Annotated in this window: 9 protein-coding genes; 1 reads left to right on the top strand and 8 read right to left on the bottom strand. The window is 70.6% G+C overall.

Annotated features, from left to right (window positions below):
* Positions 1 to 29 precede the first annotated feature (29 nt).
* Positions 30 to 572, top strand: a complete 543-nt coding sequence (gene gmhB / locus FDZ70_04650; protein ID TLM78054.1) for a D-glycero-beta-D-manno-heptose 1,7-bisphosphate 7-phosphatase — start codon at positions 30 to 32, stop codon at positions 570 to 572.
* Positions 573 to 589: 17 nt separating this feature from the next.
* Here the strand turns inward: gmhB and pseC are convergent, their stop codons facing one another.
* From pseC to hemL, 8 genes are all read right to left on the bottom strand, one after another.
* Complete coding sequence (gene pseC, locus FDZ70_04645) at positions 590 to 1,735, bottom strand: UDP-4-amino-4,6-dideoxy-N-acetyl-beta-L-altrosamine transaminase (protein TLM78056.1); 1,146 nt, start codon at positions 1,733 to 1,735, stop codon at positions 590 to 592.
* A 23-nt stretch (positions 1,736 to 1,758) separates the two neighbouring features.
* Positions 1,759 to 2,742: a UDP-N-acetylglucosamine 4,6-dehydratase (inverting) gene (gene pseB, locus FDZ70_04640; GenBank protein ID TLM78055.1), complete on the bottom strand. Its 984-nt coding sequence runs from the start codon at positions 2,740 to 2,742 to the stop codon at positions 1,759 to 1,761.
* Positions 2,743 to 2,753: 11 nt separating this feature from the next.
* Entirely contained in the window at positions 2,754 to 3,416 is a 663-nt protein-coding gene (locus FDZ70_04635; GenBank protein TLM78053.1) for a winged helix-turn-helix transcriptional regulator, read from the bottom strand.
* 135 nt (positions 3,417 to 3,551) lie between these two features.
* Complete coding sequence (locus FDZ70_04630) at positions 3,552 to 4,031, bottom strand: type II toxin-antitoxin system VapC family toxin (GenBank protein ID TLM78052.1); 480 nt, start codon at positions 4,029 to 4,031, stop codon at positions 3,552 to 3,554.
* Positions 3,949 to 4,245: a ribbon-helix-helix protein, CopG family gene (locus tag FDZ70_04625; protein TLM78051.1), complete on the bottom strand. Its 297-nt coding sequence runs from the start codon at positions 4,243 to 4,245 to the stop codon at positions 3,949 to 3,951. The genes FDZ70_04630 and FDZ70_04625 overlap by 83 nt, the downstream gene beginning before the upstream one ends.
* Before the next feature lie 79 nt (positions 4,246 to 4,324).
* Positions 4,325 to 5,155, bottom strand: a complete 831-nt coding sequence (locus tag FDZ70_04620) for a sugar transferase (GenBank protein ID TLM78050.1) — start codon at positions 5,153 to 5,155, stop codon at positions 4,325 to 4,327.
* Complete coding sequence (gene galU, locus FDZ70_04615) at positions 5,032 to 5,886, bottom strand: UTP--glucose-1-phosphate uridylyltransferase GalU (GenBank protein TLM78049.1); 855 nt, start codon at positions 5,884 to 5,886, stop codon at positions 5,032 to 5,034. The genes FDZ70_04620 and galU overlap by 124 nt, the downstream gene beginning before the upstream one ends.
* A 19-nt stretch (positions 5,887 to 5,905) precedes the next feature.
* On the bottom strand, positions 5,906 to 7,138 hold a 1,233-nt coding region (hemL, locus tag FDZ70_04610; GenBank protein ID TLM78048.1), incomplete at its 5' end, for a glutamate-1-semialdehyde-2,1-aminomutase.

Below are 7,138 nucleotides of genomic sequence, written 5' to 3'. Positions count from 1 at the left end.
CGGGCCTCGACATACGCAGGAGGCCGGACATGTTCGAGGACGCCGACGGCACGTACGGCCACGGCCGCCCCGCGGTCTTCCTCGACCGGGACGGCGTCCTGAACGTCGACCACGGCTTCGTCAGCACTCCGGAGCGCTGGGAGTGGGTCTGCGACGCCCCCGCGGCGGTCGCCGAGCTGAACGCCCTCGGCTACCTGGTGGTGGTGGCGACCAACCAGTCCGGCATCGGGCGCGGCCACTTCTCCGAGAAAGACTTCGCTGGCATCACCGCGTGGATGCGCGAGCGGCTGGCCGATCACGGCGCCACGGTCGACGCCGTCTACCACTGCCCGCACCATCCCACCGAGGCGATCGGTGCGTACCGCCGTGACTGCGAGTGCCGCAAGCCGCGCCCGGGGATGCTGCTCGCGGCCATCGCCGACTTGGGGATCGACGCTTCCGCGAGCTACCTGATCGGCGACTCCGGCCGTGACATCGAGGCGGCCGAGGCCGCCGGCGTGACGGGCTTGCACTTCGAGGGCGGAAGCCTGCTCGCGTTCGTGCGCGAGAACGTCCCGCGCCCACCCCTCTGAGCCGCGGACCGTCGCGCTCATCGCGCGCCCCCGACCATCTCGGTGACAGCATCGACGACGCGCGCGACCTGCGCATCGGTCAGCGCGGGGAACATCGGCAGCGAGATCTCGCGGGCGTAGTACGCCTCGGCGGCCGGGAAGTCACCGGGTCCGTGCCCGTACCGGTCGCGATAGACCGGCATCAGGTGGACCGGCACGTAGTGGACCTGGACGAGGATGCCGCGTGCGTGCAGGCCGTCGTACACCGCGCGGCGGCGCTCGGCGGGCACACGCAGCGGGTAGAGATGCCAGCTGGAGATCGCGCCGGGCGTCTCGGCCGGCACGTCGACGCCCGGCAGTCCGGCGAAGGCCTCGTCGTATGCGGCCTTGATCTCGCGGCGCCGCGCCACCCACGCGTCGAGCTTGCGCAGCTGGGAGGTACCGAGCGCGCACTGGAGGTCGGTGATGCGGAAGTTGTGCCCGAGCTCGCCGACCTCGTAGTACCAGCCGCCGTCTTCCTCGCCGCGGAAGCGCTGGCGCGCCGGGTCGGCGACGATGCCGTGGTGGCGCAGCGTGCGCAGGCGCTCCGCCAGCGCGTCGTCGTTGGTGAGCACCGCTCCGCCCTCGCCGGTCGTGACGTGTTTGACGGGGTGGAACGAGAACACGGTCATGTCCGCGTGCTCGCACGAGCCGACCGACCTTCCCAGGTGCTCCGCGCCGAGCGCATGGCAGGCGTCCTCGATCACGACGGCGCCGGCGCGGCGCGCCACCTCGGCGATGCGGTCGGTGTCGCACGGGTGCCCCGCGTAGTGCACGGGTACGACCGCGCGCGTGCGCTCGGTGACGCGGCTTGCGAGGTCCGCCGCATCCATGCAGCCGGTATCCGGGCGGACATCCGCGAACCGCGCCTCGGCGCCGGCGTACAGCGCGCAGTTGGCCGACGCCGCGAATGTCAGCGGCGACGTGACGACCTCGTCGCCGGGGCCGATGCCGGCCGCGAGGCACGCGAGGTGCAGAGCGGCGGTGCCGTTGCAGACCGCGACCGCTTGCGCGGCGCCGCAACGCTGCGCCAGCGCATCCTCGAACTCCTCGACGCACGGGCCTTGCGTCAATCGGTCGCTGCGCAGGGCGGCCGTGACCGCGGCGACGTCGTCGTCATCGACCCATTGCCGCCCGTACGGGATCGGCTCGTTGTCGGCCGCGCGGCTCACAGCGTGTCCAGCATCTCCCGCATCTGCTCGACCGAGAGCCACTCCGTGTTCGCATCCGACGTGTACGCGAACCCGTCGTCCGCCGGGCGCCCGCCCTCGGTGCGCATCGTCGCGGTCCACCAATGGAACTCGGGCTCGATGACGTAGTGGCGGTCGTACTCGATCGTGTGGCGCGCGTCGTCCTCCGAGATGAGCGTCTCGTGGAGCTTCTCGCCCGGACGGATGCCCACGACCTCGCGCCGGCATCCCGGAGCGACGGCCTCGGCGAGGTCCGTGACGCGCATGCTCGGGATCTTCGGCACGTACAGCTCGCCGCCGCTCATGTCCTCGATGCACCGGAGCACGAAGTCGACGCCCTGCTGGAGCGTGATCCAGAAGCGCGTCATCCGCTCGTCGGTGATGGGCACGACGCCGTTGGCGGCGCACTCGCGGAAGAACGGGATGACCGAGCCGCGCGAGCCCATGACGTTGCCGTAGCGAACGACCGCGAAGCGCGTCTCGCGGTATCCGGAGTACGAGTTGCCTGCCACGAACAGCTTGTCCGAGCACAACTTCGTCGCGCCGTAGAGGTTGATCGGATTGGCGGCCTTGTCGGTCGACAGCGCGAGCACCCGCTTGACGTCCCGGTCGATGGCCGCGTCGATGATGTTCTGCGCGCCGAGGACGTTCGTCTTCACGGCCTCGAACGGGTTGTACTCGGCCGCGGGCACCTGCTTGAGGGCTGCGGCGTGGATGACGACGTCGATGCCGTCGAAGGCGCGCGAGAGCCGGTCGCGGTCGCGCACGTCGCCGATGAAGTAGCGGATCGCCGGGTAGCGGTCCATCGGGAACGTCTGCGCCATCTCCCACTGCTTGAGTTCGTCGCGGCTGAAGATGACGAGACGCTCGGGCGAACACCGCTCGAGCAGCGTCTGCGCGCAACGCTTGCCGAAGGACCCGGTGCCTCCGGTGATCAGGATGTTCGCGCCGTTCAGGTCCATGCTCACGCAACTCACTCCTCGTCGTCGACGACACCGCCCGCGAGCGGCTCGCCGCTGGGCACGTACACGGGCAGACCGGGGGCGGCCGCCTCGAACGCGGCCAGCATCTCGGCGAACTCGGCCTTGGCGGGGTCGAGGCAGATGACGCCGCACCGCGCGCCGGCGGCCGCCACACCGGCGGCGTCAGTGAGCGGGACGCCGAGCATGACGTCGCGGTCGACGTATGTGCCCGCGTGCCGCACCACGCACACGATCTCGGCAGGGGTCTCGGGCGCGACGATGATCGCGATCTCCGCGAGCTCGTTGGCGCCGAGAAGCGCGATGCGCGGGTGTCCCGCCTCGGCGATGCGCGCCAGGCCGGCCGAGACGGTCTGCCGTGCCTGACGGTAGAAGTCGATTGTGTTGACGGTCCACTGCATCGCGAGCGTGGCCTTGTGCGCGGCGCCGCGTTTGGTGAGGTGATAGCTGATGGTGCGGTTGTTGTCGCCGCGGATCTTGACCAGCCCCTTGCGCACGAGCGCATGCACGAGCGAGTTCGCGATGCCGAGCGCCACGCCGAGCGACGATGCGAGCTCACGCTGTGAGACGTTCGGGTTGCGCTCGATCTCCTCGAGCGCACGCATGCTGCGGTAGTCGTCGGTGTCGACGGGCGCGGCGCCGCGCTTCTCGGCCATGGGACGGGTCTCCGGAGTCGCTTGAGGCCCCGCGGGGCCGCGGGACTGTTCATTGCGTGAACATACTGCGACGCGCAAGCGCAGCGCGTCAAGGCGAGGGGGTCGCGAGGCCGCGGGCGCGGCCCTCTCGCGGCGCTACGGCAGGACCGTGAGCTCCCTGGCGAACGACGGCTTGTAGACCGCCAGCCTCCGGTCGAAGCTCAGCACCGTGTCGCATCGCAGCGTCTCGCACGCGGCGAGCAGCGTGCAGTCGGCGAAGCACAGCCCGACATCCGAGTACGCTCGGTCGATGTCACGCGCGTGCCCGATCAGGTCCTGGTCCGCCGGCACGAGCTCTATCCCCGAGCGCATGAACGCATCCCAGAACACGCGCTGGTGATGGACCCCCGCCCGGCGCAGGATGAATCCCATGGTCTCGGCGAGGATCGAGACCGGCACGCGCATGTGCCGCCCGCGATACGCAGTCAATGCCGTCGCGGCATCCGCTCGCCTCCCGTCTCCCGGAACCGCGCCGGCGATGAGGACCGAGGAGTCAATCAGCAGTGTCCGCAAGCCCGTTCTCCCGTTCGAAGAGGCCGCCCGGCGCGTAGTAGTCGTCGAGCACCTCGTCGACACTCATCGAGCTGTCCGCGGGGAACTCGAGCCCCTCGCCGTCGAGACACCCGATGAGCGCTTCGATCCCGACGACCCCCTTCTCGGCGTGCCGCTGCGTCTTGTACTCCGCGACCGCCTCCCGCACCACCTCGGCCATCGACACGCCGCGTTCGCCCGCCTCGCGAACGAGATAGCGGTGCAGATCGTCCGGGAGGTAGATCATCGTCTTCTTCATGGCGCTCCGACCCTACGCCGCGGCGGCATATATGTCGACCATATATGTCACCGCGTCGTCAGCGACGGTGCGCCGCCGCTCACTCCCCCGTCATCCGCAGCATGAGCAGCACCGTGCGCCACGCGAGCCGGACATCCTCGGCGAGCACCCGCCAGCCGGACGCGTGCCGCACCAGGTCGATGTAGCGCAGGTCCGCCAGCAGCTCGTCGGCGGGCGTACGCGCGGTCCCCTTGAGCAACTGCGCGGGCCCGGTGAGCCCCGCCCGGATGACCGTGCGGCGCTCGCTGCCCTGAGCGCGGCGCTCGGCCTCGTACTCCGCGGGCGGCTTCGGCCGCGGGCCGACGAGCGACATCGCGCCGCCGAGGATCACCAGCAGCTGCGGCAGCTCGTCGAGGCCGGTCTTCTTCAGCGCCCGGCCGACGGCCGTGAGGTTGCCCGGCTCGTTCTCCATCGCCTTGGGCACCGCGCCGTCCTCGCGTATCCGCGTGATCGCCGACGCGCGCAGGATGCGGAACTTGACCAGGCGGAACGGGCGGCCGGCCGAGATGCGCACCTCCGTGTAGAACGGCGCGCCCCGGTCCGCTGGCACGAGGAGCGCATCGAGCAGCTCGGCGACGACCACCACGAGCCACAGCGGCGAGGTGAGCAGCAGCACGGCGAGCGCGACGGCCACGTCGAACGCCACCTTCTGCCACGGCAGCCGGACCGGCTCGGCCGACTCGAGCCGCGCGATCTCGGCGCCCTGCCGTGGTGTCGCGCCCTCGATCACGCGGCGCCGCCTGCGACCTACTCGCCGAGGATCGCGCGCAGGCCCTCGCGCAGGCCCGGCCCGAGTCCCGGGTCGTCGAGCGCCAGCGCGACGTTGGCCTCCAGCCACGACTGCACGCTGCCGGTGTCGAACCCGCGGCATGCCAGCGTCACGGCGAACACGTCCTCGGTGGCGAGCGCCTCGCGGATCGCGTCGGTGAGCTGGATCTCGTCGCCGCGGCCCGGGGCGACATGCGGCAGCAGTTCCATGACCTTGGGGGTGAGCAGGTAGCGTCCGAAGATGGCGAGGTTCGTCGGCGCCTCGTTGGCCGGCGGCTTCTCGACCAGGTCGGTGAGCTTGAACACGCCCGGCTCGATCTCCTCGCCTGCGATGACGCCGTAGCGGGAGACGAGGTGCGGCTCGACGGGCATGACCGCCACGACGGAGCCGCCGTACCGCTCGTGCACGTCGCGTAGGCGCGGGATGCACGAGCCGTCGGGCACGATCACGTCGCCGAGGAGCACGAGGAACGGCTCGCCGCCCGTGAACGGCGCGCCGCACAGCACCGCGTGGCCCAGGCCTTTCGGCCGCTTCTGGCGGACGTAGAACACGTCGGCCATCTCGGAGATGGCGCGCACCTCGCGCAGCTTCTCGGTGTTGCCGGCCCGCTCGAGTAGATCCTCGAGCTCCGCGGACCGGTCGAAGTGATCCTCGATGGCGCGCTTGCCGCGGCCGGTGACGATGAGAATCTCGTCTGCGCCGCCCGCGACGGCCTCTTCGATGACGTACTGGATGACCGGCTTGTCGACTACGGGCAGCATCTCCTTCGGCTGCGCCTTCGTCACGGGCAGGAACCTGGTGCCCAGCCCCGCGGCCGGGACGATCGCCTTCATCGGTCGGATGCGCCTCCTGTCACAGACTCGCGAGTACCTCGCCGGCGGCCGCGACGAACGAGTCGATCTCCTCGTCGGTGTGAGCGAGGGAGACGAACGTCGCCTCGAACTGGCTCGGAGCCAGCCAGAAGCCGCGGTCGAGCATACCGCGGAAGTACGCGGCGTACCGCTCGGTGTCCGAAGTGGATGCGGTCGCCCAGTCGCGGACGTCGGCCTCGGTGAAGAACATGCACGACATCGAGCCGACGCGCGTGCAGCAGTTGATGAGGCCGGCGGACGACGCCGCCTTGCACAGGCCTCCGGCGAGCCGCCGTCCCTTGCGCTCGAGCTCCTCGTAGACGCCGGGCTTCGACAGCTCGGCGAGCGTGGCCAGGCCGGCCACCATCGCGACCGGGTTGCCCGACAGCGTGCCCGCCTGGTAGACGGGGCCGACCGGCGCGAGCTTGCTCATGATGTCGCGACGCCCGCCGAAGGCGCCCACCGGGAAGCCGCCGCCGATGATCTTGCCCATCGTGGTGAGGTCGGGCATGACGTCGTAGAGCTCCTGCGCGCCGCCGAGCGCCACCCGGAAGCCGCTGATCACCTCATCGAAGACGAGCAGCGCGCCGTAGGAGTCGCACAGCGCGCGAACGCCCTGGAGGAAGCCGTCGTACGGCGGGACGACGCCCATGTTGCCGGCGATCGGCTCGAGGATGACGCACGCGATCTCGTGCCCCTGCTCCTCGAAGCACGCGGCCACGGCGTCCAGATCGTTGTAGGGCAGCACGATCGTGTCGGCCGCGGCGCCCTTGGTCACGCCCGGTGTCGAGGGGATGCCGAGCGTGAGCAACCCGGATCCCGCGGCCACGAGCAGCGAGTCGCTGTGACCGTGATAGTTGCCGTCGAACTTGACGAGCTTCTCACGCCCGGTGAAGCCGCGTGCGAGCCGGATGGCGCTCATCGTCGCCTCGGTGCCGCTCGACACGAACCGCACCATCTCCACGCTCGGGACCGCGTCACAGACCGCCTCGGCCATCTCGACCTCGACGTGCGTCGGCGCGCCGTACGAGGTGCCACGTCCGAGCTGCTCGCGCACGGCCTCGAGCACGGGTTCCGGCGCGTGCCCGAGGATCATCGGCCCCCAGGATCCGACGAAGTCGACATAGTCGCGCCCATCGACATCGCGGATGTGCGAGCCGGACGCGCTCGCGACGAAGCGCGGCTCGATGCCGACCGACTTGTACGCGCGGACCGGGGAGTTGACTCCGCCGGG

Source organism: Actinomycetota bacterium (assembly GCA_005774595.1).
Classification (GTDB): Bacteria; Actinomycetota; Coriobacteriia; order Anaerosomatales; family D1FN1-002; genus D1FN1-002.
The sequence above is the reverse complement of the archived record's forward strand: the minus strand, read 5'-3'. Positions and strand labels throughout refer to the sequence as shown.

Bases quoted from the DNA above. Each gene is read 5' to 3' on its own strand.
- FDZ70_04635 (TLM78053.1), bottom strand. From the start codon at position 3,416: ATGGCCGAGAAGCGCGGCGCCGCGCCCGTCGACACCGACGACTACCGC.
- FDZ70_04620 (TLM78050.1), bottom strand. From the start codon at position 5,155: ATGCCGCGGGTTCGACACCGGCAGCGTGCAGTCGTGGCTGGAGGCCAA.
- FDZ70_04625 (TLM78051.1), bottom strand. From the start codon at position 4,245: ATGAAGAAGACGATGATCTACCTCCCGGACGATCTGCACCGCTATCTC.
- galU (TLM78049.1), bottom strand. From the start codon at position 5,886: ATGAAGGCGATCGTCCCGGCCGCGGGGCTGGGCACCAGGTTCCTGCCC.
- pseB (TLM78055.1), bottom strand. From the start codon at position 2,742: ATGGACCTGAACGGCGCGAACATCCTGATCACCGGAGGCACCGGGTCC.
- gmhB (TLM78054.1), top strand. From the start codon at position 30: ATGTTCGAGGACGCCGACGGCACGTACGGCCACGGCCGCCCCGCGGTC.